We start from the raw sequence: 20500 nt of genomic DNA, 5'->3' as shown, positions 1-20500 counted from the left end.
CCACCGCCGCAGGTCCGACGAAGCTCCGGAGCCTGCGGCCTCGGCGCTCACAGCGCCGCCCTCTTGGATGGATGCCGTCATGCAAGCCAAGGCCTTGACCATCGGCCACCTCGCCCGGGACACCGGAACGAAGGTCGAGACGATCCGGTTCTACGAAAAATCTGGCCTCCTGCCGGAGCCGGCGAGGACCGGCGGAAACTACCGCGCCTATGAGGCAAGCCACCTCGATCGCCTGAGATTCATCCGCCGCGCCCGCTCGCTGGGCTTCCCGCTCGATCAGGTCAGGGTGCTGCTGGAGCTGTCCGATGATCGCGCCGGCCCCTGCGCTGCCGTCGACGTGATCGCGAAAGCGCATCTGATCGAGGTCGAGCGGAAAATCGCCGATCTTCAGGCGCTGAGGCACGATCTGAACCGCATGATCGAGCAGTGCGGTTGCGGGATCGTCTCCGACTGCCGGGTCATCGGCGCCCTCACGCCGTGAGGATGATCCAAAGGCAAGCAGTTGCGAGGCGTCGTTCGATCAATCATGCATCGGGTGATCGTCGATCATAAGCGAGTATTTTTCCCAGTCGCGGCGCGGTATCGGCGCGCCGGGCGTGAACCGGATATCGACGACCTCGTCGCCTGCACGATTCAGTTTGCAGGTGAACCGGAGCCGAAACCACTTGTCGCGGCTTCGATAGGCCGCGCCAGCCGCCTCGATGTCGGAATCGCGGATTTGAACCGGCGCCGTCGCCTCGGCATTCACGAAATCCGCCCGCTGCGACCTCTCGCGACCATTGATCTGAGCCATCACCTCAAGGTTGCAGATCTGGGTCGCGCGCTCGAACGGCTCCGTTCGGCCCAGGACTTCCCGTGCCTGCTTGCTGCGCGGGTCGGACAAGATCGACCTGGATCGCAGCGCCTGCCGGGGCGGTTCGTTTTCCTGGGGACCGGGCGTGGGCTGGCGCCCGGCGTCGGGTTCGTGTCGTTTCGCCTCAAGTTCGACGGGCGCGGCGGGAGCCCGTTCGATCCGCGGGGAGCTGGGCGGCACGTCCTCGCGCGGCCTCGGGATCTCAGTGACCAGCTCGACCGTCACCTCCTCGCGCATGGCGGAGACGTCGCGACGGGCGCTCATCCCGACGGCGGCCAACAGCAACGCATGAACGAGCGCCGACAGCAGGACGACACGGTACTGCCTGGTCCCTGGCGGTCGGACCGACTTCGTCTTGGAGCGGATCAGAGATGGGCTCCTCGTGGAGCAGCCCGGCGGCACAGGGCCCGACAACTGCTCCGACTTTCAGAGCGCGCTCATGCGGCGCTTGAGTGGGACACATACAATCGCCAGGATGCACCCTGAACTCGCTACAGGGTCAAGTCGGAAGGGCGGGCTGTCTTTCAGCGTGCTCGCACCTTGATACTCGCAACGTGGGAGAAGCCGCCGCTCCGTCGCCTTCAGTCAACCTTCGGCTGGCAGAACGGCAACTGGCCGTGGTCCGACTGAGTAGGCCAAGGGGGCAGAGCACCCGATCAGACCCGAGCATTTGTTACCGATTGTTGCAGGCGGGAACGTTGCCCACCGACCGGCGTCTCCTTCGCAAGGACCAGCGCCGGTTCGAACCGCTTGGGAGATATCCATGCATCACCTTGATCCCAGAATGCAGGCTTGCATTGACGCCTGCCTAAGCTGCTATCAGACCTGTCTCGGCATGAGCACAGGGCACTGCCTTGAGGTCGGCGGCGCGCACGCCTGCCCCGAACACATCAAGCTTATGCTCGCCTGCTCCGAGACCTGCCGCGCCACCGCGCATGTGATGCTGATCGGATCGCCGCACCATAAGCATCTCTGCGCCGAGTGTGCCGACATCTGCGCGGACTGCGCCGCCGAATGCGGGCGTCTCGGGGATATGGACGCTTGCGTCCGGGCCTGCCGCGCCTGCGCCGAAAGCTGCCGGACAATGGCGGCCTAGTCGCCGCCTCGGACCCATCAACTCAGCCATCCCGTCCAGACAAGGATACCAGCATCATGATCCGGATCAGCCTTATCGTTCTTTCATCCGCATTCGCCATCTCTGCGGCATGTGCGCAGCAACCGGCCTCCAAACCGGCGATGGACACTGCTACGCACATGAAGATGATGATGCCGATGAACTCCGATTCGGCGGCTACCAAGGGCTACAAGCAGTCGATGATGACGATGATGAGCGGGATGCCGGCCTATACCGGCGACGCGGATGTCGACTTCATGAAGCAGATGAAAGGCCATCATCAGGCCGCGATCGACATGGCCAAGGTGGAGCTGGTGAACGGGAAGGATCCCGAGGCCAAGAAGCTGGCGGAGGAGATCGTGGCTGCTCAAGAGAAAGAGATTGCGACGATCGACACCTGGCTGAAGACCAAGGGCAAGTAGCGCCGCGGTGAAGTCGTGGCGGTGACAACCGATAAACCTCGCGCCACCATCCACCGGATCGTCATGCCGGAGCACGAATGCCCGTTCGGGCTGAAAGCGCGGGACCTGCTGAGCCGCCGCGGCTACACCGTCGAAGATCGCTGGCTGACCTCGAGGGCTGAGACCGACGCCTTCAAGCTTGAGCACGACGTCAAGACCACGCCGCAGACCTTCATCGACGGACAACGCGTCGGCGGCTACGACGATCTGCGTCGCTTCTTTGGGCTGAGCGTCGCCGATCCCGGGGCGACCAGCTATACGCCCGTCATCTGGGTCTTTGCCGTCGCGGCACTGATGGCGCTCGCGGCCAACTGGGCTAGCTCGGGTCGTCTTCTCGATTTGCACTCGCTGGAGTGGTTCATCGCTTTCAGCATGTGCATCCTGGCGCTGCTCAAGCTTCAGGACGTCGAGAGCTTCTCGACCATGTTCCTCGGCTACGACCTTCTGGCGCGGCGCTGGGTGCCTTACTCCTATGTCTATCCGTACGCCGAGCTGACGGCGGGCGTCCTGATGATCGCCGGCGCGCTAACCTGGCTCTCCATCCCAGTCGCGGCCTTCATCGGCACGGTTGGCGCTGCGTCTGTAATAAAGGCGGTCTATATCGACCGTCGCCAGATCAAATGCGCGTGCGTCGGAGGAAGTAGCAGGGTTCCACTCGGCTTCGTGTCGTTGACCGAGAATCTCATGATGGTCGCCATGGCGGCCTGGATGAGCTTCGGCATGCGCTAGATATTCATCTATTTGTTAAGATAATAAATACTATTGTTGCTAACGACATAAACAAGATAAGTTTCTTGAAACTAGCTAGAGATCCCCTCAGAATCGTCTTGTTGACCTTCCGCTTTCGCGGACTTTTTTGCGCACCGACCGGCATTGAAAGTCGATAAAGTTTCTTGCTCATCTGCTTTGAATCCCGATCAGATCACGACGATAACGCTAGGCCTGACCGGAGGTGGTGGTGCCAACAAAGCTCCGTGCCCGATCGCAGCAGTCGCCGGCAAAGAACGCAGTGGGATCAGCGGTCTCGACGATCTTACCTTGGTCCATGAACACGATCCGGTCCGCAACCGCCTTGGCGAAGCCCATCTCGTGGGTCACGCAGATCATCGTCGTCCCGGCTTCCGCCAAGGCCGTCATGACATCGAGAACCTCCTTGACCATTTCGGGGTCCAAGGCCGAGGTCGGCTCGTCGAACAGCATCAGCTTGGGGTTCATGGCCAATGCGCGCGCGATCGCGGCCCGCTGCTGCTGTCCGCCCGAGAGCTGCGATGGCATCTTGCGCGCCTGATCCTCCATCCGGACCTGGGAGAGCAGGATCATCGCCGCGCTCTCGGCGTCAGGCCTCGACAACCGGAGCAGCTTGCGCGGGCCGAGCGTGATGTTGTCGAGGATGCTGAGATGCGGAAAGAGGTTGAACGCCTGGAAAACCATCCCGATCGCGCGCCTCGCCCCGAGGACGCTATCGCAATCGGGGTTGATAGCCTCCCCTTCCAATCGGATCAGACCCTTCTGGTAGCGTTCAAGGGCATTGATGCATCGGACCATCGTTGACTTGCCCGAACCGGACGGACCGCAGACCACGATGCGCTCTCCGGCCCCGACGGTCAGATCGACGTCACGCAGAGCGTGCATGGCGCCGAACCACTTGTTGAGCCCGGAGACCTCGAGAATCGGGCGGCTGGACGATGACATCATGACCGTTCCGCCGCCTTGAGCTCGCGTTCGAGGCTCTGACTGTAGCGCGACATGGCGAAACAGAGCCCCCAGAAGACCAGCCCGACGAAGACGTAGCCCTCCGCGTGGAGCCCCAGCCAGTCGGGATCGGCGGCGCCGGCAGCGACGATGTTCAGGACCTCGAAGAGCCCCAGAATCACGACCAACGTCGTGTTCTTCACCAGCGCGATAGCGTTGTTGACGACGCCGGGAACCACGACGCGCAACATCTGCGGCAGCGTGACGTAGATCGCGGTCCGCCAGTAGCCGAACCCGATCGCGGCGGCCGCTTCGGCCTGACCCTTCGGGATCGCTTGGAAGCCTCCTCGGAACACTTCCGCGAGATAGGCGCTTTCGAACAGGATGATGCCGGTGACCGCGAGCGCGAGGGGATCGAACTCGGAGCCAACCGGAAAGGCGTAAGGTAGGAGGATCCGCGCCATGAACAGCACGGCGATGAGCGGCAGTCCGCGGCAGATCTCGATGTAGGCGATGCTCGCCCATCGAAACAGCGGCATTTCGCTCTGCCGACCCAGCGCCAGCACGATCGCGATTGGGAACGACACGACGATTCCGGCGACGCCGAGAAGAAGCGTTAGCGAAAGCCCGCCCCATTTATCGGTCGTCACACGCGACAGCCCCGCCACGCCGCCGTGGAGCAGGACATAGCCCAGGATGGGGAACACAAGGAGGAGAAAGAAGGCAACGACCCGCTTGCCTGGGGTGTCGCGCCGCAGCAGCAAGAAGACCGATACTGCGAAGATCAAAAATACGGCGTTCACGCGCCAGCGCTCCGGCTGGGGATAGAAGCCGTAGAGAAATTGACCGCCCCGGTTGACGATGAAGGCCCAACAGGCGGCGTCCGGTCGGCAGGCGGCGCGGTTCTCGCCGACCCAGACCGCGTCGATGAATGCCCACGGGACGATCGCCCAGAGCAGCGCGACAGCGGCTGCGGCGATCGTTGAGGTCAGCAGCACGTCGATCGGCCGAGCGAACAGATTGGCGCGCGCCCAGGCGAGACGCCTTCTCAATTGCGCAATAGCCGGGCTCCGCTCGACGCGGCTCGAGTTGACCACGGCAGTCATCGCTCGACGAGCCTCAGGCGGCGGGACTGCAGGTTGCTTAGTCCCGTGATCGCCAGACTGAGCACGAGGTACACGGCCATTGTCATCGCCATGATCTCGATCGCCCGCCCGGTCTGGTTAAGGCTCGTGCCGACGAAGACGTTGACGAGGTCCGGATAGCCGATGACGGTCGCCAGCGACGACGCCTTGACGAGATGCAGATACTGGTTCGTCAGCGGCGGGACGAGCACGCGCATCGCCTGCGGGATGATCACCAGCTTCAAGATCCTGCCGCGATCGAGCCCCAGCGCCGCGGCCGCCTCGCGTTGACCCTTGCCGATGGCCTCGATCGAACCGCGTACCAGTTCCGCGATGAAGGAGGCGTTGTAAACGGCCAGCGCCACGACCAGCGCCGAGAGCTCCGGCGACAGCGCCATGCCGCCGGAAAAGTTGAACCCCTGCAGCGCCGGCCAACTCACGCGGAGTTGGCCCCATCCAGCGACAAGGAGCAGTGCGCCGGCCAAGATAAAGACGATCGGGATCGCCACACGCGTCGGCTGTCCGGTCTCCTCGCGCCGGCGTCGGGCGCGGCGAAGGATGCCTGCGATCGCGGCAACCGCTCCGCCTACCAACAGCGCGAGCGTCTCCCAACCCAGGCTCGTCTCCAACGACGGGACAAAGATGCCGCGGTTGCTAAGGAAGACGGCGTCGAGCAGGTTGACGGCCTGCCGGGAGGGCGGCAGCGACCGGATCACGACGTTGTACCAGATCAGGACATGCAGAAGCAGGGGCAGGTTGCGGACGGTCTCGATATAGACAAGTGCAGCCTTCGCCACCGCCCAGTTCGGCGAGAGGCGCGCGATGCCGATCGCGAAGCCGAGAAGCGTCGCCGCGATGATGCCGAGCAAGGCAATGAGGAGCGTGTTCGACAGGCCGACCACGAAAACCCGCAGGTAGGTGTCGGTTTCCGCATATGGGATGATGCTGAAGGAAATGCCGAAGCCGGCCTCCTGCCGCAGGAAGGAGAAGCCGAGCGCGAGCTTGCGCACGGCGAGGTTGGCCTCCACGTTGCGCCAGGCAAGCCACAGCAAGGCGCAAAGCACGAGCAGGAACGCGGCTTGGTAGAGGATATGGCGGCGCTGCCGACCCGTAAGATTTCGACCGAGCGTCACCGGTCGTGCCGCGATCTGTGGCGTACTCAACCCGGTCGATGTCATGACCGATGCTCCAGGAGGCGGTGCGGCGGGCTGAGCCGCCGCACCTCGTTCACCGGAAAGGCGGGCTGTAGAGCAGCCCCCCCTTGCTCCAGAGCGAGTTCAGGCCGCGATCGAGCTTGATCGGGCTGCCCGACCCGAGGTTGCGCTCGTAGAGCTCGCCATAATTGCCCGTTGCCGCGATGACCTTGACGGCCCAGTCCTGCTCCATCCCGAGCATCTTGCCGAATTCGCCCGTCTTGCCGAGCATGCGCTGGACTTCCGGGTTGGTCGAACTCGCCGCCTGCTCGGCGACATTCGCCTTCGTCACGCCGAATTCCTCGGCGGCGATGATGATGTTGAGGGTCCAGGCCACGATGTCGCGGAAGCGCGCGTCATCCTGCCGGAGCGTCGGCCCGAGCGGCTCCTTCGAGAAGACGTCCGGCAGGATCACCCAGTCATCGGGGTTCTTCATCGCCGTTCGGCTCGCCGCAAGGCCGCCGCGCTCGTTGGAATAGGCGTCGCACCGGCCCGACTCCAGACTCTGCTGGTTCTGTTCACGCGTCGAACCGGTGATGACGGTGTACTTCATGCCGTTGGAGCGGAAGTAGTCGGCGAGGTTCAGCTCCGACGTCGTGCCGGCCGAGACGCAGATCGACGCGCCGTTCAGGTCCTTGCCGCTCTTGGCGCCGAGCTTCTTCGCGACCATGAAACCCTGGCCGTCATACATGTAGACGCCGGCCCAATCGAGGTTGAGCGAGGCGTCGCGCGAGTAGCTCCATGTCGCCGTGCGCGCCAGGATGTCGGCGGCGCCGGACTGCAGCGTCGTGAAGGCGACCCGGAATTCGAGTGGGACGAACTTCACCTTGCTGGCGTCACCGAGGATCGCAGCAGCCAGGCCCCGGCAGAATTCAACCTCCATACCCTTCCAGTTGCCTTGGTTGTCCAGTGTCGACATGCCTGTCGAGACGCCGGTCGAGACGCCGCAGAGCAGCTCGCCCCGCGCCCTGATGGCCTTGACGGTGTCGCCCTCGGCAGCTTCCGCCGGGAGGGCGGCCGCGCCGGCAAGAGCAAGCGCGGCCAGAATGATGCTCTTCATGACAATCCCCTCTGTTGCGGGACGAGCGGCTTGCGTAGGTCAGACGACCTCGTGCCGCTTTCTGCCCCCGGATTTCACTCAGGCTGCGACGGGCGCGGCGCTTGGCGTGTAGCCAGCGTCGGTCACGATCGCCTTGATGGCGGCATAGTCGCCGAAGCCCGTCACGTTCACGAGCTTGGAGGCCGGATCGGCATCGACGGTCGTGCCAGGCAGGGTCGTCTCGATCGCCTTCTTGATCGTGCCGGCGCAATGGCCGCAGGTCATGTCGTCTACGCGGAAATTGAGCCCGCTTGCCGATGGGGTAGCGACGGTTTCGGATGTGGAATTGGAATGTTGCTGGCACGAGCACATGGCTGAAGCCTCCTGTTGATGTGCGGGTGAGAAGGAGGCTGCGGCTTTCCACAGTGGTAAGGTCAAGAGGCTTTTTTCGCCGCCTCGGCGCGTCCGAAGAATTTTTCTTCGAACGCTCCGATAGCGCTTGACCTTACCATTATGGGAAGCACCATATCCCTTGCCATCACAGTTCGGAGACACGTCATGTCGACTGCAACGATGGCCAGAAACCCGGCCTCACACGGCATTCAGTTGGATTTTCCTGTCGAAGGAATGAGCTGCGCCTCATGCGTCGGCCGCGTGGAGCGGGCGATCGCAGGGGTCGAGGGCGTCGGTGGCGTCTCGGTGAACCTGGCGACGCAGCGGGCGCACGTCGCCCTCTCGTCCGGCAGGGTCGAGACGGCGGCCATTGACGCGGCCATCCGCAAGGTGGGCTACGAGCCGAGGGAGAGCGTCGTCGAGTTGAGTGTCTCCGGCATGACCTGCGCCTCCTGCGTCGGGCGAGTCGAGCGTGCGCTCAAGGCGGTGCCAGGCGTCCTCGACGCAGCCGTCAATCTGGCGACCTCGCGTGCATCCGTGCGCGTGCTGGGCGGGCCGGAGATGGCGCCCTCGCTCGTCGAGGCAGTCTCCGCCGCCGGCTACGAGGCCGAACCGATCCGGAATGCGGTCGATACAGCCGACCGCGAACGTCAGGCCCGGGAAACCGAACTCTCGGGGTTGCGCCGTGACGTCGTCCTGGCGGCGATCGCCACCCTGCCGCTGCTCGTCTTCGAGATGGGCATGCACATGTCCGAGACGCTGCACCATTTTCTTGCCGGCCGGATCGGCGAGTTCAACATCAAGGTGCTGTCGTTCCTGCTCGCCGGCTTCGTGATGGCGGTGCCCGGCCAGCGCTTCATCCGCAAGGGGTGGCCGGCGCTGCTGCGTGGCGCTCCGGACATGAACTCGCTGGTGGCGCTCGGCACGACCGCGGCCTTCCTCTATTCGAGCGTAGCGACCTTCATGCCCGGCCTGTTGCCGGACGGGACCGAATACACCTATTTCGAGGCGAGCGCGGTGATCGTGACCCTGATCCTGATCGGGCGCTGGATCGAGGCGCGCGCCAAGGGTTCGACGAGCGAGGCGATCCGCCGGCTGATGTCGCTCCAGGCCAAGACGGCGCGCGTGCTGCGCGACGGCAGCGAGGCCGACGTGGCTATCGAGACGGTGATCGTCGGCGACGTCGTCATCGTGCGGCCGGGCGAACGCATCCCCGTCGATGGCGAGGTCGTCTCCGGATCGTCTTATGTCGACGAGGCGATGATCACCGGCGAGCCGATCCCGGCCCGCAAGCAGGCTGGCTCTGCCGTCACCGGCGGGACGGTCAACGGCACGGGCTCGTTCCGCTTCAGCGCTCGCAAGGTCGGGGCCGACACTTTGCTCGCGCAGATCGTCGCGACCGTCGAGGCGGCGCAGGGCGCAAAGCTGCCGATCCAGGCGGTCGTTGACAGGGTGACGATGTGGTTCGTGCCCGCCGTGATCGGGCTTTCTCTGCTCACCTTCGCGATCTGGCTGATCTTCGGCCCGAGCCCGGCGCTGTCCTACGCGCTCGTTAACGCTGTCGCCGTGCTGATCATCGCCTGCCCATGCGCGATGGGCCTGGCGACGCCGACCTCGATCATGGTCGGCACCGGCAAGGGCGCCGAGCTCGGCATCCTGTTTCGGCAGGGGCAAGCGCTGCAGAGCCTCAAGGACTCAAAGGTCATCGCGCTCGACAAGACGGGCACGCTGACGAAGGGCCGGCCGGAACTGACCGACATCGCGGTGACGGACGGGTTCGCGGAGGACGAGGTGCTGCGCCTCGTGGCCACGGTTGAAACCCTCTCGGAGCATCCCGTGGCCGAGGCGATCGTCGCCGGTGCGAGGCAGCGCGGACTGATGCTGGCCGAGCCGACGGACTTCTCCAGCGAGCCCGGATTCGGGGCGGCGGCGCGTGTCGATGGCCGTCGCGTCGAGGTCGGCGCCGATCGGCTGATGCGTCGTCTTGGTCTCGATCTTTCGCCCTTCGCCAAGCAGGCCGCGCAACTTGGCGACGCCGGCAAGACGCCGCTCTTTGCTGCGATCGACGGCCGGCTCGCGGCCATCATCGCGGTCGCTGATCCCGTGAAGGAGACGACGCCCGCCGCCATCGCCGCGCTGCATGGCCTCGGCCTGCGCGTCGTCATGATCACCGGCGACAACGAGCGCACGGCCAAGGCGATCGCGGCCCGGCTTGGAATCGACGAGGTCGTGGCCGAGGTGCTGCCCACCGGCAAGGCCGAGGTAGTCAAGTTGCTGCAGGTCGGCGGTGTCCGCGTCGCCTTCGTCGGTGACGGGATCAACGATGCGCCGGCGCTGGCGCAGGCCGATGTCGGCATCGCGATCGGCACCGGCACTGACATCGCGATCGAGAGCGCCGACGTCGTGCTCATGTCCGGCGATCTCTCCGGCGTCGCCACGGCCATCGCGCTGTCGCAGGCCACGATCGCCAACATCCGCCAGAACCTCGTCTGGGCCTTCGGATACAACGTCGTGCTCATCCCCGTTGCAGCCGGTGCGCTGTATCCGGCCTTCGGCGTGCTGATGTCGCCGATGTTCGCCGGCCTCGCCATGGCGCTCTCCAGCGTCAGCGTGCTGGCGAATGCGCTGCGGCTGAAGCGCTTCGGCCGGCGGGCCCGGGTCGAACCGGAGCCCTCCCGCCCGGCGCAGCTCGCGCCCGCCGAATGAATCTGTTGCAGAACCAGGAGCTATCGACATGAACATCGGCCAGGCGGCGACGGCATCGGGCGTCACCGCGAAGATGATCCGCTACTACGAGAGCATCGGCCTGATCGAGCCGCCAATCCGCACCCAGGCTGGGTACCGGGTCTACACGGCCGAGGAGATCCACGAGCTTCGCTTCATCAAGCGGGCCCGCACGCTGGGCTTCTCGATCGAGGAGGCCCGCGAACTTCTGGCGCTGTGGCGCGACAAGAGCCGGGCCAGCGCCGACGTGAAGACGTTCGCGATGAAGCATGTCCGCGATCTAGAGACCAAGATCGACGAGCTTCAGGCCATGTCACGGACGCTCCGGCATCTGGCCCAGACCTGCCACGGCGACGACCGGCCCGAATGCCCGATCCTGGCCGATCTCGCGCTTCCCGACGCCCGCCAACCGCCTGCTGAGAAAAAGCGCGGCAAGGCGAAAACACACGCCGACTGCACATGCGACGAGGGCGACACGTTCAGCCGCCGGCATTGACCGGCAAGGCGATCGACACGTGAATCAGATCAACCGACTGGATATCGCCAGCTTGCGCGCGGACACACCCGGCACCGCTCATCGCATCCATCTCAACAACGCCGGCGCCAGCCTCATGCCAGCGCCGGTCATCGCGGCCATGAAGGATCACCTCGATCTTGAAGCGATGCGTGGCGGCTACGAGGCCGCCGACATGAGGGCAGAGGCCGTCTCGGCCGTCTATGCCTCCGTCGCCAGGCTGATCAATGCCGGCGATGACGAGATCGCGCTGACGGAAAACGCGACCGTCGCATGGCAGATGGCATTCTATGCGCAGCGCTTCCAGGCGGGCGATCGGATCCTGACCGCTCGCGCCGAGTACGCTGCAAATTATGTTGCTTTCCTCCAGATGGCGCGCCGAACCGGCGTCACGATCGAGGTCGTGCCCGACGACGAGACGGGTGCTCTCGATCCGGATGCTCTCGCAGCGATGATGGACGAGCGGGTCAAGCTCATCGCCATCACTTGGATCCCTACAAATGGCGGGCTGATCAATCCTGCTGCTGCGGTCGGGAAGATCGCGCGCCGTCATGGCGTGACCTACCTCCTTGACGCCTGCCAGGCGGTCGGTCAGCTCCCGATCGATGTCGAAGAGATCGGTTGCGATCTGCTCGCCGCAACGGGACGCAAGTTCCTGCGCGGTCCGCGCGGCACGGGGTTCCTCTACGTCCGACGGGCGATGCTCGAGACACTCGAACCGGCGATGATCGACCACTTCGGCGCGCCCTGGGTTGGCGCCGACCGCTATGCGCTGAGGCCGGATGCGCGCCGGTTCGAGACATGGGAGAAGAACTACGCCGCAAGGCTTGGACTGGGCGCCGCGGTCGATTACGCGCTCGGTCTCGGCCTCGACGCCATCAGGGCTCGCTGCCTGCACCTCACCGACCATGTAAAAGCGGAACTCGAACGCTTGCCACGGGTGACACTGCACGATCTCGGACGTGATCGCGCTGCGATCGTAAGCTTCGCGGTCAGCGGTCTTGCCTCGGAAGCGATCCGGTCGGAGCTGACTCAACGGGCGATCAACGTCAGCGTCTCGAAGCCGAACAGCACGCTTCTCGACGCCAGCGCCCGGAATCTCCCGACCGTTCTGCGCGTGTCGCCGCACTATTACAATTCCGAGGATGAGATCGACCTGTTCGTGGACGCCTTGAACGACATCATTGCAAGCGGTTGACGCGGAGCTTGGTCGATCGACGGTCAGTGCTTGGGCGCACCGTGGCCGCCATGCCCTGACTCCGGCATCGGCGCGATTCGATTGCCGCCATAGCCGCGCAGGTGATCGTATCGCGCGATCTGCTCCGCCGACATCACCGCCGCAGTCTCGATATGGGCGACGAGATGGACCGCCCTCAGGGCTCCCTGCCTGACGCCGATCCGTTCCGTCAGCGCCTTGAGGCGCTGCGCGTCGATCTTGCGGGCGGCGAAGCCTGCGTCCAGTTCGCGTTCGAGGCCCAGAAGCTCTCCGCCAACCGCCTTCGCCTCGACGTTCATCCGCGCCTTGATCGACTCCAACGCTTGTCGCTGACGGCTTGACAGGCTGAGCAGGTCCGCACGCTCGAGCGCGTGCATCGGCCCGGGATAGCGGTTGAGTTCGGCTGCCTTGGCGAGGCCCATGCCGCGGCCTTGCGCGAGATCGTCGAACTCCTTGGGCGACAGCGCCTTGATCGCCCGGCTCTGCTCGCCGGCATAGGAGCTGTGCGTCTGCCCCCATGCCGGCGCGGCCGACGCGAGGCCTGCCGAGATCAAAACGAGTATGGTGGTCAAGGCGAGGCGGCTCATCGGGGTTCTCCTTCGCGCCCAACCTGCCGGAGATCGTGACATCGCGACATGATCGAGATCATGTCAGGACAATGTGGCCGGTCTTCCGTGAAATCGTCCCCTGCGCCTCAAGTCGGGCCAGCGTCCGGTAGAACGCCTCGGGCGTCAGGCCAATCGCGACGGCGATGTCCCGCAGCGAGCCGTCAAAGGCGACCGTGCGTCCGTCTTCGCTGGCTTCCGCGACGAGGAAGGCGATCACCCGCTCGCGCGCCGAGCGGATGTCGCGCACCGTCAACCGCGCGCGGAGCGTCATCACCTGCCGGGCGAGATCGGCCGTCAGGTCGAGCCGTGCGGTCGCATCATCGCCCAGTAGCGCGAGGCTGGCGGCCTTGGGAAAGCACGCGACGACGGCTTCACTCAGGGCGATGGCGTCGCAATGGTAGCGCTCGGCGAAAAGTGAGGCCTCGGCGAAGCGCTCTTCCGGCCCAGCGGTGAACAGCGCCGTCTCACGGCCATCGCCGCCGAAGCGCACGAGCCTGACGCGTCCCGTGCGCACCATAAAGAAGCCGCGCGTTTCGTCCCCGGCCGCAAACAGCGTCTCGCCTGCGGCGAGATGTCGGATAATAGGAACGATTTCCGATAGCGGGCCCATGCTCAAGCCGCTCAGCCGCGCGTCGGCCAGGCAAGATGATTTCGGTCGATCACGAAGGCATGCCGATGCCGCCTGCCCGCACCCGCCAGATGCGGATGGTCGGCTTCGAGGCCGGGATGCTCGTGTTCGATCTCGTCGGGATCCCCCGCCGGCCAGACACGCAAGGCGATCGCCAGCGCCAGCCCGGCGATGATCGCCATCGCCACGAATGTCGCGGGCAAGCCGATCGTCGCGCCCAGCCAGCCCGCCGCCGGGTAGGTTATCAGCCAGCAGGCATGCGAGAGGGCGAATTGGGCGGCGAACAGCGCCGGCCGATCCTCCGGATGGGCAGAGCGCCGCAAAAGGCGACCCGACGGCGTCTGGGTCAGGCTGTAGGAGAAGCCGAGCGCGAACCAGAGCGGCAGCAGGACGGAAAAGCCGGGAACCAGCGTGCCCAGCATCAATAGGACCGGAAGCGCAGCGCCGGCAATCAACATCAGCCTGCGGTCGTCGAGGCGGTCGAGCAGGCGCGGCAGCGCGAAGGCGGCCGTCATCGAGCCCGCGCCGAACATCGCCAGCGCGAGCGCGGTCGCCTGCTGCGTCAGGCCATAGGTCGCCTGAACCAGAACCACCGTATTGACGATGACCATGGAGCCTGCCGCCGAGACGGCGAGGCTCAGCGCCAGCAGCCCGCGCAGCCGTGGCGTCGCGAGGTAAATCCGCAGGCCCCGCGTGGTGCGGTCGTAGACGCCACGCGGCTCGCCGGGCTTCGGGTTCGGCAGAATGACAGACACGACCAGCGCGGCCGAGGCGATGAAGCCGATGACCGTGCCGGCGAAGAGGTTGTGGAAGCTGATCACGGTCAGCAGCAGCGCCGCTAGCGCCGGGCTCAGCAGGCTCTCCAGATCGTAGGCCAGCCGCGAAAGCGAGAGTGCCCGGGTGTAGTCCTTCTCATCGGGCAGGATGTCGGGAATCGTCGCCTGGAAGGTCGGCGTGAAGGCGGCCGAGGCCGACTGCAGCACGAAGATCAGCATATAGACCTGCCAGATCTCCGTGACGAAAGGCAGCAGCAGCGCCGCGGCCGCGCGAACGAGATCGAGCCCCACCAGCATGCTCCGGCGCGGCAGGCACTCAGCGAAGGCGGACGCGATCGGCGCGACGCCGACATAGGCGATCATCTTGATGGCCAGCGCTGTGCCGAGCACGATGCCCGCATTCGCACCCGCGAGATCATACGCGAGAAGACCTAGCGCGACCGTCGCAAGGCCGGTGCCGACCAGCGCGATGACCTGCGCGAGAAAGAGGTGGCGATAGGTCCGGTTGGCGAGGATAGCCAGCATGGGGTGGGCCCTAAAGGTATTTCGCGATGGCCTTGAAGGCGTCGACCACCTCGCGCTGCTTATGCGGCAAGGGCCCGACGACTTCGTCGAGGCAGTGGTCGAGATGGTCCTGGATCAGGGTCTTCTTGGCCTGCCCGATCGCGCTCTCCACAGCCTGCAATTGCTGGGCGATGTCGAGGCAGGAACGACCGGCCTCGATCATCTCGATAACCTTGCGCAGGTGCCCGTCGGCCCGCTTCAGCCGCTTGACGATGGCGGGATGGGTCGCGTGGAGATGGCTCTCGGACATGGCTTTCCGTATCCTCCTGGGTAGGATACGTCAATGCGGTCACGTGACTCGTCGTTCGTCGTCTCCGGTCAAATTGTCGTCAAGAAGAAGGGCTCTACGCTCTGCCCATGTCGCGCCGCCGCCTTCGAGCCGGGTTCAGCCTCGTCATCGCCCTCGCGATGGCGCTCTGCATGACGCTCTCGGCTGCGCACGTCTCTGCCGGGCACAACGCCTACGCCATCGCGCAGGCCGAGGTCTTACGGCATGCGGAACTCGCCGCTTCGATCGCCGAGCACGGCCATGCCCATGAAGAGGGCGAGCCCGACGAGCGCTTGCCAGGCCATGTCCATGGGCACAATACCGCCGACCATGTCCACGAGACGGCGGATGTCGTCGGCCTGATCCAGCTCGGCACGCCGCGCTTCGTGCGGACCCCGATCCGGCACGAGCATCGGCGATCCGCCTCGGAGCGACCCGGCGGTCTGGAACGCCCGCCTCGATCCGCCGTCGCCTGAACTCAGCGCCGCGCTCGCGGCAGCCTTCAACGACGAACCATCGGATCAGTCATGCAACCACCTTCCACCGGAGGGCGGCGCCTGCTGCGACAAGCAGCCTTGCGCCTGCTCCTTTCCCTCGTACTGGCGATCGTCCTGGTTATGCCGGGCATCGATGCGGCGCTGGCCCACGCCGTAGCCGAGGGCGACAAGGGCTACATCAAGGAGATCACGGGGGTGAACCTGCTCCCGTTCGTCTATCTCGGCGCCAAGCACATGGTGACGGGCTACGACCACATCCTGTTCCTGTTCGGGGTGATCTTCTTCCTCTACCGCCTCAAGCACATCGCGCTCTATGTCAGCCTGTTCGCGATCGGCCACTCCACGACCATGCTGCTCGGCGTCTATTTCAACGTCGGGATCAACAGCTACCTCATCGACGCCATCATCGGGCTGTCGGTCGTCTACAAGGCGCTCGACAACATGGGCGCCTACCAGCGCTGGCTTGGCTTCCAACCGAACACCAAGGCGGCGACGCTGATCTTCGGCCTGTTCCATGGTTTTGGTCTCTCGACCAAAATACTGGAATACCAGATCTCCCCGGACGGGCTCATCCCGAACCTGCTCGCCTTCAATGTCGGCGTCGAACTCGGCCAGCTCACGGCGCTCGGCATGATCCTGATCGTCATGGGCTACTGGCGGCGCACGGCCAGCTTCTGGCGTCATGCCTACACCGCAAACGTCTGGATGCTCACCGCCGGCTTCGTGCTCGTCGGCTACCAGCTCACCGGCTATTTCGTTTCCTGAACCCCAAGGACACACGTCTCATGTACAACACCGACATCCCGACCCGCGCCGAACTGCCGACTAACGCCCAGCTTCTGCGCTCGACCGCCATCGCCATCGTCGCGGCGGCCGGCATCCTCGTGACCATCGTGCTGCCCGCCGAATACGCGATCGACCCCACCGGCGTCGGCCGCATGCTCAGGCTGACCGAGATGGGCGAGATCAAGACCCAGCTCGCAGCCGAAGCCGAGGCCGACCGCCTGAAGGACCTCTCCACGACGCCGATTCAACCGGCCCCCGCGACGCCGGCCCCGGACCAGCGCTCCGGCCTGCTGACCACGCTGGCCGGGCTCCTCGTCTCGCCTGCGCAGGCCGGCGAACGGCTCGATCTCGCCCAGGCCGAGAAGACCGACGAGACCGTGATCACGCTCGATCCGACCAAGGGGACCGAATACAAGCTCACCATGGTCAAGGGCGCAAAGGTCACCTTCGAGTGGAGCGTCAAGGACGGTGTCGTCAACTACGACATGCACGGCACGCCCGGCCCCGGCGCCAAGGAGAAGAGCTACAAGACCGGCCGCGCGGTAGCGGGCGATACCGGCGTGCTGACCGCCGAATTCGACGGCGGCCATGGCTGGTTCTGGCGCAACCGCGGCACGAAGCCGGTGACCATCATCCTGCGCACCAAAGGCGCCTATGCCGAGATCAAGCGCATGAGCTGACGAGGTTCCAGCCGGCCTGCGAGAACGCGGGTCGGCCGGCAGGCGCGAACCGAAAACAGCTCGCTTGGGCGCAGACCTAAAATCCGTCCCCGGAGCCGGTTCGCGCCGCGATCCGAGGCGCACAGCAGCCCGCCGCTGACGGCTGTCCATCGCTGGCGGCCTGAATCGGCGGACAGGGCACGTCGCCATAAGAGCAGAACACGCAGCAATCGCCTTCAAGCGGTCGCAGCAGTACTCCGCAGCTCTTGCATTCGTAGAAAAACCAGCAGGCGTCCGTCGGCATCGTCTCAGTCGCCTGATGGGCGCAGCGAGGACAAGTCAGAGTCGATTCAAGCTGCATGAGGATCACCGCGTCAGCTTGAGCAGGGCCGGCTCGATATAGGGCGACCAGACGAGCGCCAGCCCGACGACCAGAGAGCCGAAGCCGAGCAGTCCGATCGTGCGGCGGGATGTTCCTGGCTTGGCGCATGTGTCGCCATCACAGCTCGGCCTGCGCCTTCGCCAGAAGAAAAAAGCCCAGCCGAGAGCCAGCATACCCGCAGCGCCGGCAATAAGCAGCGGCCGGATATCGGCCAGGAAGGCAAGGCCGCTGAAGACCGCCCCCGTCGCTCCAAGTCCCGCGAGCGCGATCGGCAGCACGCAGCATGAGGATGCGACCAGCGCGCCGATCCCAACGACCGCGCCCGTCCCGGCCAGGAGGCGCGTGGATGGCGCCGGGAGAGGCTCCGTCGTGCTCGACTTTCCGAGTTCCGCGCTGAACATGAATGGTGCTCCGTTTCGATCCATGGCACTCTGCCTCCCGTAGCCACTACGGGATCAAGCCACATATGCTCACAAAGGCGCGAGGCATCGCCGCGGGACAGCTTGCACAAGCCGCAGGCGTCAATCTCGAGACGGTCCGCTACTATGAGACTATCGGGCTGATGCCCGCGCCGCCGCGCACGTCGGGCGGCCATCGCGTCTACGACGACGCCCATGTCAGGCGGCTGGCCTTCATTCGCCGAGGCCGCGAGCTGGGGTTCAGCATCGACGAGATTCGCGCCCTCCTGATCCTGAACGACCCCCGCCATGGCTCCTGCGCGGAGGTCAAGGACATCGCGTCGACGCACCTCACCGAGGTGCGTCGCAAGCTCGCAGACCTGACGAGGCTGGAGAGTATCCTCGCCGCATCCGTCGCGCGCTGCACCAGTGAGCCGCTCGCGCCATGTCCCGTGCTCGATATGCTCGGACCCGAAGCGTCGTCGCCTGACGCCGCCTTGAAGACGCTTGATCGCTCACTGGACGGGCTCAGACACGATCGGCGAACTGGCGACCGTGCCTGAATTGGCGCCGCCATCCGTCGGATGACGGCCGGACAGCCCAGCCGCCGCCGGCAGCCCCCAGCCCTTGACCAGCCCGTAGATCGCCGGGATCACCAACAGCGTCAGCACGGTCGAGGAGACCATGCCGCCGATCATCGGGGTGGCAATGCGCTGCATCACCTCCGAGCCCGTGCCGGTGTTCCAGAGGATCGGCAGCAGGCCCGCCATGATCGCGATCACGGTCATGATTTTTGGCCGAAGCCGCTCGACCGCGCCGAGCATGATCGCGTCGCGAAGATCGGCGCGGGTGAAGGCTCGTCCTTCCGCCGCGCAGCGCGCCCGCACCTCCTTCAGGGCCTGGTCGAGATAGATCAGCATGATCACGCCGGTCTCGGCAGCGACGCCGGCGAGCGCAATGAAGCCGACCGCAACGGCGACCGACATGTTGAAGCCGAGCCACCAGAGCAGCCAGATGCCGCCGACCAGCGCGAATGGCAGCGAGAGCATGACGATGAACGTCTCGGTCAGCCTGCGGAAATTCAGGTAGAGCAGCAGGAAGATGATCGCGAGCGTCACCGGCACGACCAGCTTGAGGCGCGCCTCGGCCCGCTCGAGATATTCGAACTGTCCGCTCCAGGCGACGCGATAGCCAGCCGGGAGCTGGACGGCTTTCGCGATCGCTCCTTGCGCCTCGCGGACATAGCCGCCGAGATCGCGCCCGGCGATATCGACGAAGATGTAGATCGCGAGCTGGCCGTTCTCGGTGCGGATCGTGGTCGCACCGCGCTTGCGCTCGATTTTCGCAACCTCGCCGAGCGGCACGGATCCGCCCGACGGCATCGTCACCTGGACCTCGCGCGCGATAGCCTGCGGGTCTGAGCGCAAATCGCGCGGATAGCGGATGGTGACGCCGTAGCGCTCGCGGCCCTCGACCGTCGTCGTCACGGTCTCGCCGCCCAGCGCCATCGTGACCGCGCCCTGAACGTCGCCGACCGAGAGCCCGTAGCGCCCAAGCGCGATGCGGTCGGGCACGATGTCGAGGAAATACCCCCCGATGACGCGCTCGGCATAAGCGCTGGTGGTGCCCGGCACGGCCTTTAGAACGGTCTCGATCTGGCGCGCGACGCCTTCCATCTTCGTCAGATCGTCGCCAAAGACCTTGATGCCGATCGGGGTGCGGATGCCGGTCGCCAGCATGTCGATGCGGGCGCGGATCGGCTGCGTCCAGGCGTTGGAGAACCCGGGGAACTGCAGCGCCTTGTCCATCTCGGCCTTGAGCGTGTCGGAGGTGACTCCGGCCCGCCATTGCTCCTGGGGTTTGAGGTGGATGATGGTCTCGAACATCTCGGTCGGGGCTGGGTCGGTCGCGGTCTGGGCTCGGCCGGCCTTGCCGTAAACCGAGGCGACCTCCGGAAAGGACCGGATGATCTGGTTCTGGGTCTGGAGCAGCTCGGCCGCCTTGGTGACGGAGATGCCCGGCAGAGTCGTGGGCATGTACATCAGCGTGCCCTCGTTCAGCGTCGGCATGAACTCCGAGCCGAGCTGCCGCGCCGGCCAGACGCTGACGCCGAGCACGACCAGCACCAGCAGGATCGTCAGCACTCTCGCCCGGAGCACGCCCCTGATCAGCGGGCGGTAGAGCCAGATCAGCGCCCGGTTGATCGGGTTCTTGCGCTCCGGGATGATCCGGCCTCGCACGAACACGACCATCAACGCCGGCACAAGCGTCACCGACAGGAACGCGGCCGCCGCCATCGCGAAGGTCTTGGTGTAGGCGAGCGGCCCGAACAGCCGGCCCTCCTCGCCCTCCAGCGTGAAGATCGGCAGGAAGGAGACTGTGATCACGAGCAGGCTGAAGAACAATGCCGGCCCGACCTCGCTGGCCGCCTCGATGATGATCTCGATGCGCGGCTTGCCCGGGGTGCTGCGCTCCAGATGCTTGTGAGCGTTCTCGATCATCACGATGGCGGCGTCGATCATTGCGCCGACCGCGATCGCGATGCCGCCCAGACTCATGATGTTGGAGCCCAGCCCCAGCGCCTTCATCGCCGCGAACGCGATCAGGATGC

24 protein-coding genes are annotated in these 20500 nt (G+C 65.3%); 11 read left to right on the top strand and 13 right to left on the bottom strand.

All coding sequences use genetic code 11. The annotated features are described in order from the left end of the window. The first annotated feature begins 79 nt into the window (after positions 1-79). A complete protein-coding gene (locus tag CXY91_RS14485) occupies positions 80-481 on the top strand; it encodes a MerR family transcriptional regulator (RefSeq protein ID WP_054211109.1) in 402 nt (133 codons plus the stop codon). A 39-nt stretch (positions 482-520) separates the two neighbouring features. Here the strand turns inward: CXY91_RS14485 and CXY91_RS14480 are convergent, their stop codons facing one another. Beyond that, positions 521-1117, bottom strand: coding sequence for a DUF930 domain-containing protein (locus CXY91_RS14480; RefSeq protein ID WP_158673412.1), 597 nt, complete (start codon positions 1115-1117; stop codon positions 521-523). Positions 1118-1616: 499 nt separating this feature from the next. Between CXY91_RS14480 and CXY91_RS30950 the strand changes: the two genes are divergently transcribed. The 3 genes from CXY91_RS30950 to CXY91_RS14465 all read left to right on the top strand — a co-directional run bounded on the left by CXY91_RS30950 (position 1617) and on the right by CXY91_RS14465 (position 3157). Next, positions 1617-1949, top strand: coding sequence for a four-helix bundle copper-binding protein (locus tag CXY91_RS30950; RefSeq protein WP_054211111.1), 333 nt, complete (start codon positions 1617-1619; stop codon positions 1947-1949). Then, positions 1895-2389 carry a DUF305 domain-containing protein gene (locus CXY91_RS14470; RefSeq protein WP_248307495.1) on the top strand — a complete coding sequence of 165 codons (495 nt, stop codon included), beginning with the start codon at positions 1895-1897 and terminating at the stop codon, positions 2387-2389. The genes CXY91_RS30950 and CXY91_RS14470 overlap by 55 nt, the downstream gene beginning before the upstream one ends. 63 nt (positions 2390-2452) lie before the next feature. Continuing rightward, a complete protein-coding gene (locus tag CXY91_RS14465) occupies positions 2453-3157 on the top strand; it encodes a glutaredoxin family protein (protein WP_054211113.1) in 705 nt (234 codons plus the stop codon). Positions 3158-3364: 207 nt separating this feature from the next. On the opposite strand, the gene CXY91_RS14460 is transcribed toward CXY91_RS14465, so the two are convergent. The 5 genes from CXY91_RS14460 to CXY91_RS14440 all read right to left on the bottom strand — a co-directional run bounded on the left by CXY91_RS14460 (position 3365) and on the right by CXY91_RS14440 (position 7848). Next, positions 3365-4123 carry an amino acid ABC transporter ATP-binding protein gene (locus tag CXY91_RS14460; protein WP_082365449.1) on the bottom strand — a complete coding sequence of 253 codons (759 nt, stop codon included), beginning with the start codon at positions 4121-4123 and terminating at the stop codon, positions 3365-3367. Beyond that, entirely contained in the window at positions 4120-5226 is a 1107-nt protein-coding gene (locus CXY91_RS14455) for an amino acid ABC transporter permease (RefSeq protein WP_082365450.1), read from the bottom strand. Before CXY91_RS14455 ends, CXY91_RS14460 begins: the two co-directional genes overlap by 4 nt. Further along, complete coding sequence (locus CXY91_RS14450; RefSeq protein ID WP_082365451.1) at positions 5223-6422, bottom strand: amino acid ABC transporter permease; 1200 nt, start codon at positions 6420-6422, stop codon at positions 5223-5225. Before CXY91_RS14450 ends, CXY91_RS14455 begins: the two co-directional genes overlap by 4 nt. Positions 6423-6471: 49 nt before the next feature. Beyond that, on the bottom strand, positions 6472-7497 hold the full coding sequence (locus CXY91_RS14445; RefSeq protein WP_054211115.1) for an amino acid ABC transporter substrate-binding protein: 1026 nt from the start codon (positions 7495-7497) through the stop codon (positions 6472-6474). Between the two features lie 78 nt (positions 7498-7575). Next, positions 7576-7848: a heavy-metal-associated domain-containing protein gene (locus CXY91_RS14440; protein WP_054211116.1), complete on the bottom strand. Its 273-nt coding sequence runs from the start codon at positions 7846-7848 to the stop codon at positions 7576-7578. A 186-nt stretch (positions 7849-8034) separates the two neighbouring features. On the opposite strand from CXY91_RS14440, the gene CXY91_RS14435 reads away from it, so the two are divergent. The 3 genes from CXY91_RS14435 to CXY91_RS14425 are packed head-to-tail and all read left to right on the top strand — an operon-like array spanning position 8035 to position 12305. Continuing rightward, entirely contained in the window at positions 8035-10575 is a 2541-nt protein-coding gene (locus tag CXY91_RS14435) for a heavy metal translocating P-type ATPase (protein WP_052231999.1), read from the top strand. Positions 10576-10603: 28 nt separating this feature from the next. Then, complete coding sequence (gene cueR / locus CXY91_RS14430) at positions 10604-11089, top strand: Cu(I)-responsive transcriptional regulator (RefSeq protein WP_082365452.1); 486 nt, start codon at positions 10604-10606, stop codon at positions 11087-11089. Positions 11090-11108: 19 nt separating this feature from the next. Then, positions 11109-12305, top strand: coding sequence for an aminotransferase class V-fold PLP-dependent enzyme (locus CXY91_RS14425; protein ID WP_054211117.1), 1197 nt, complete (start codon positions 11109-11111; stop codon positions 12303-12305). A 23-nt stretch (positions 12306-12328) separates the two neighbouring features. On the opposite strand, the gene CXY91_RS14420 is transcribed toward CXY91_RS14425, so the two are convergent. The 4 genes from CXY91_RS14420 to CXY91_RS14405 are packed head-to-tail and all read right to left on the bottom strand — an operon-like array spanning position 12329 to position 15149. Further along, on the bottom strand, positions 12329-12910 hold the full coding sequence (locus CXY91_RS14420; protein ID WP_100962081.1) for a hypothetical protein: 582 nt from the start codon (positions 12908-12910) through the stop codon (positions 12329-12331). A 58-nt stretch (positions 12911-12968) separates the two neighbouring features. Next, entirely contained in the window at positions 12969-13541 is a 573-nt protein-coding gene (locus CXY91_RS14415) for a Crp/Fnr family transcriptional regulator (protein ID WP_082365453.1), read from the bottom strand. A gap of 11 nt (positions 13542-13552) precedes the next feature. Further along, the gene (locus CXY91_RS14410) at positions 13553-14860 is read right to left on the bottom strand and encodes an MFS transporter (RefSeq protein ID WP_054211119.1); all 1308 of its coding nucleotides are present in this window, start codon (positions 14858-14860) and stop codon (positions 13553-13555) included. Between the two features lie 10 nt (positions 14861-14870). Then, on the bottom strand, positions 14871-15149 hold the full coding sequence (locus CXY91_RS14405) for a metal-sensing transcriptional repressor (protein ID WP_054211120.1): 279 nt from the start codon (positions 15147-15149) through the stop codon (positions 14871-14873). Between the two features lie 107 nt (positions 15150-15256). On the opposite strand from CXY91_RS14405, the gene CXY91_RS14400 reads away from it, so the two are divergent. From CXY91_RS14400 to CXY91_RS14390, 3 genes are read left to right on the top strand one after another with little or no spacing between them, the layout of a single operon-like run. Further along, complete coding sequence (locus CXY91_RS14400; RefSeq protein WP_054211121.1) at positions 15257-15643, top strand: hypothetical protein; 387 nt, start codon at positions 15257-15259, stop codon at positions 15641-15643. Positions 15644-15694: 51 nt separating this feature from the next. Then, complete coding sequence (locus CXY91_RS14395; protein WP_054211122.1) at positions 15695-16429, top strand: HupE/UreJ family protein; 735 nt, start codon at positions 15695-15697, stop codon at positions 16427-16429. 20 nt (positions 16430-16449) lie between these two features. Further along, on the top strand, positions 16450-17130 hold the full coding sequence (locus CXY91_RS14390; RefSeq protein ID WP_054211123.1) for a hypothetical protein: 681 nt from the start codon (positions 16450-16452) through the stop codon (positions 17128-17130). Positions 17131-17206: 76 nt separating this feature from the next. On the opposite strand, the gene CXY91_RS30945 is transcribed toward CXY91_RS14390, so the two are convergent. Both CXY91_RS30945 and CXY91_RS14380 read right to left on the bottom strand, forming a co-directional pair. Beyond that, the gene (locus tag CXY91_RS30945; protein ID WP_082365457.1) at positions 17207-17470 is read right to left on the bottom strand and encodes a GDCCVxC domain-containing (seleno)protein; all 264 of its coding nucleotides are present in this window, start codon (positions 17468-17470) and stop codon (positions 17207-17209) included. Positions 17471-17475: 5 nt separating this feature from the next. After that, on the bottom strand, positions 17476-17892 hold the full coding sequence (locus CXY91_RS14380) for a mercuric transporter MerT family protein (protein WP_054211124.1): 417 nt from the start codon (positions 17890-17892) through the stop codon (positions 17476-17478). 65 nt (positions 17893-17957) lie between these two features. Between CXY91_RS14380 and CXY91_RS14375 the strand changes: the two genes are divergently transcribed. Then, positions 17958-18452, top strand: coding sequence for a MerR family transcriptional regulator (locus CXY91_RS14375; protein ID WP_082365455.1), 495 nt, complete (start codon positions 17958-17960; stop codon positions 18450-18452). Here the strand turns inward: CXY91_RS14375 and CXY91_RS14370 are convergent. Further along, positions 18405-20500, bottom strand: a 2096-nt coding sequence (locus CXY91_RS14370) for an efflux RND transporter permease subunit (protein ID WP_158673410.1), incomplete at its 5' end; no start/stop codon positions are given. The two genes, CXY91_RS14375 and CXY91_RS14370, sit on opposite strands and share 48 nt — an antisense overlap.

It is taken from the genome of Allobosea sp. FBZP-16, assembly GCF_002831785.1.
Taxonomy (GTDB): Bacteria; Pseudomonadota; Alphaproteobacteria; order Rhizobiales; family Beijerinckiaceae; genus Allobosea; species Allobosea lupini.
Note: the sequence above shows the minus strand (reverse complement) of the source record. Positions and strands in the feature narration are given on the sequence as shown.

What these genes read in the sequence shown, in the direction of transcription:
- CXY91_RS14485 (WP_054211109.1), top strand. Translation starts at nt 80, where the DNA reads ATGCAAGCCAAGGCCTTGACCATCGGCCACCTCGCCCGGGACACCGGA.
- CXY91_RS14480 (WP_158673412.1), bottom strand. Translation starts at nt 1,117, where the DNA reads ATGAGCGCCCGTCGCGACGTCTCCGCCATGCGCGAGGAGGTGACGGTC.
- CXY91_RS30950 (WP_054211111.1), top strand. Translation starts at nt 1,617, where the DNA reads ATGCATCACCTTGATCCCAGAATGCAGGCTTGCATTGACGCCTGCCTA.
- CXY91_RS14465 (WP_054211113.1), top strand. Translation starts at nt 2,453, where the DNA reads ATGCCGGAGCACGAATGCCCGTTCGGGCTGAAAGCGCGGGACCTGCTG.
- CXY91_RS14460 (WP_082365449.1), bottom strand. Translation starts at nt 4,123, where the DNA reads ATGATGTCATCGTCCAGCCGCCCGATTCTCGAGGTCTCCGGGCTCAAC.
- CXY91_RS14455 (WP_082365450.1), bottom strand. Translation starts at nt 5,226, where the DNA reads ATGACTGCCGTGGTCAACTCGAGCCGCGTCGAGCGGAGCCCGGCTATT.
- CXY91_RS14450 (WP_082365451.1), bottom strand. Translation starts at nt 6,422, where the DNA reads ATGACATCGACCGGGTTGAGTACGCCACAGATCGCGGCACGACCGGTG.
- CXY91_RS14445 (WP_054211115.1), bottom strand. Translation starts at nt 7,497, where the DNA reads ATGAAGAGCATCATTCTGGCCGCGCTTGCTCTTGCCGGCGCGGCCGCC.
- CXY91_RS14440 (WP_054211116.1), bottom strand. Translation starts at nt 7,848, where the DNA reads ATGTGCTCGTGCCAGCAACATTCCAATTCCACATCCGAAACCGTCGCT.
- CXY91_RS14435 (WP_052231999.1), top strand. Translation starts at nt 8,035, where the DNA reads ATGTCGACTGCAACGATGGCCAGAAACCCGGCCTCACACGGCATTCAG.
- cueR (WP_082365452.1), top strand. Translation starts at nt 10,604, where the DNA reads ATGAACATCGGCCAGGCGGCGACGGCATCGGGCGTCACCGCGAAGATG.
- CXY91_RS14420 (WP_100962081.1), bottom strand. Translation starts at nt 12,910, where the DNA reads ATGAGCCGCCTCGCCTTGACCACCATACTCGTTTTGATCTCGGCAGGC.
- CXY91_RS14415 (WP_082365453.1), bottom strand. Translation starts at nt 13,541, where the DNA reads ATGGGCCCGCTATCGGAAATCGTTCCTATTATCCGACATCTCGCCGCA.
- CXY91_RS14410 (WP_054211119.1), bottom strand. Translation starts at nt 14,860, where the DNA reads ATGCTGGCTATCCTCGCCAACCGGACCTATCGCCACCTCTTTCTCGCG.
- CXY91_RS14405 (WP_054211120.1), bottom strand. Translation starts at nt 15,149, where the DNA reads ATGTCCGAGAGCCATCTCCACGCGACCCATCCCGCCATCGTCAAGCGG.
- CXY91_RS14400 (WP_054211121.1), top strand. Translation starts at nt 15,257, where the DNA reads ATGTCGCGCCGCCGCCTTCGAGCCGGGTTCAGCCTCGTCATCGCCCTC.
- CXY91_RS14395 (WP_054211122.1), top strand. Translation starts at nt 15,695, where the DNA reads ATGCAACCACCTTCCACCGGAGGGCGGCGCCTGCTGCGACAAGCAGCC.
- CXY91_RS14390 (WP_054211123.1), top strand. Translation starts at nt 16,450, where the DNA reads ATGTACAACACCGACATCCCGACCCGCGCCGAACTGCCGACTAACGCC.
- CXY91_RS30945 (WP_082365457.1), bottom strand. Translation starts at nt 17,470, where the DNA reads ATGCAGCTTGAATCGACTCTGACTTGTCCTCGCTGCGCCCATCAGGCG.
- CXY91_RS14380 (WP_054211124.1), bottom strand. Translation starts at nt 17,892, where the DNA reads ATGTTCAGCGCGGAACTCGGAAAGTCGAGCACGACGGAGCCTCTCCCG.
- CXY91_RS14375 (WP_082365455.1), top strand. Translation starts at nt 17,958, where the DNA reads ATGCTCACAAAGGCGCGAGGCATCGCCGCGGGACAGCTTGCACAAGCC.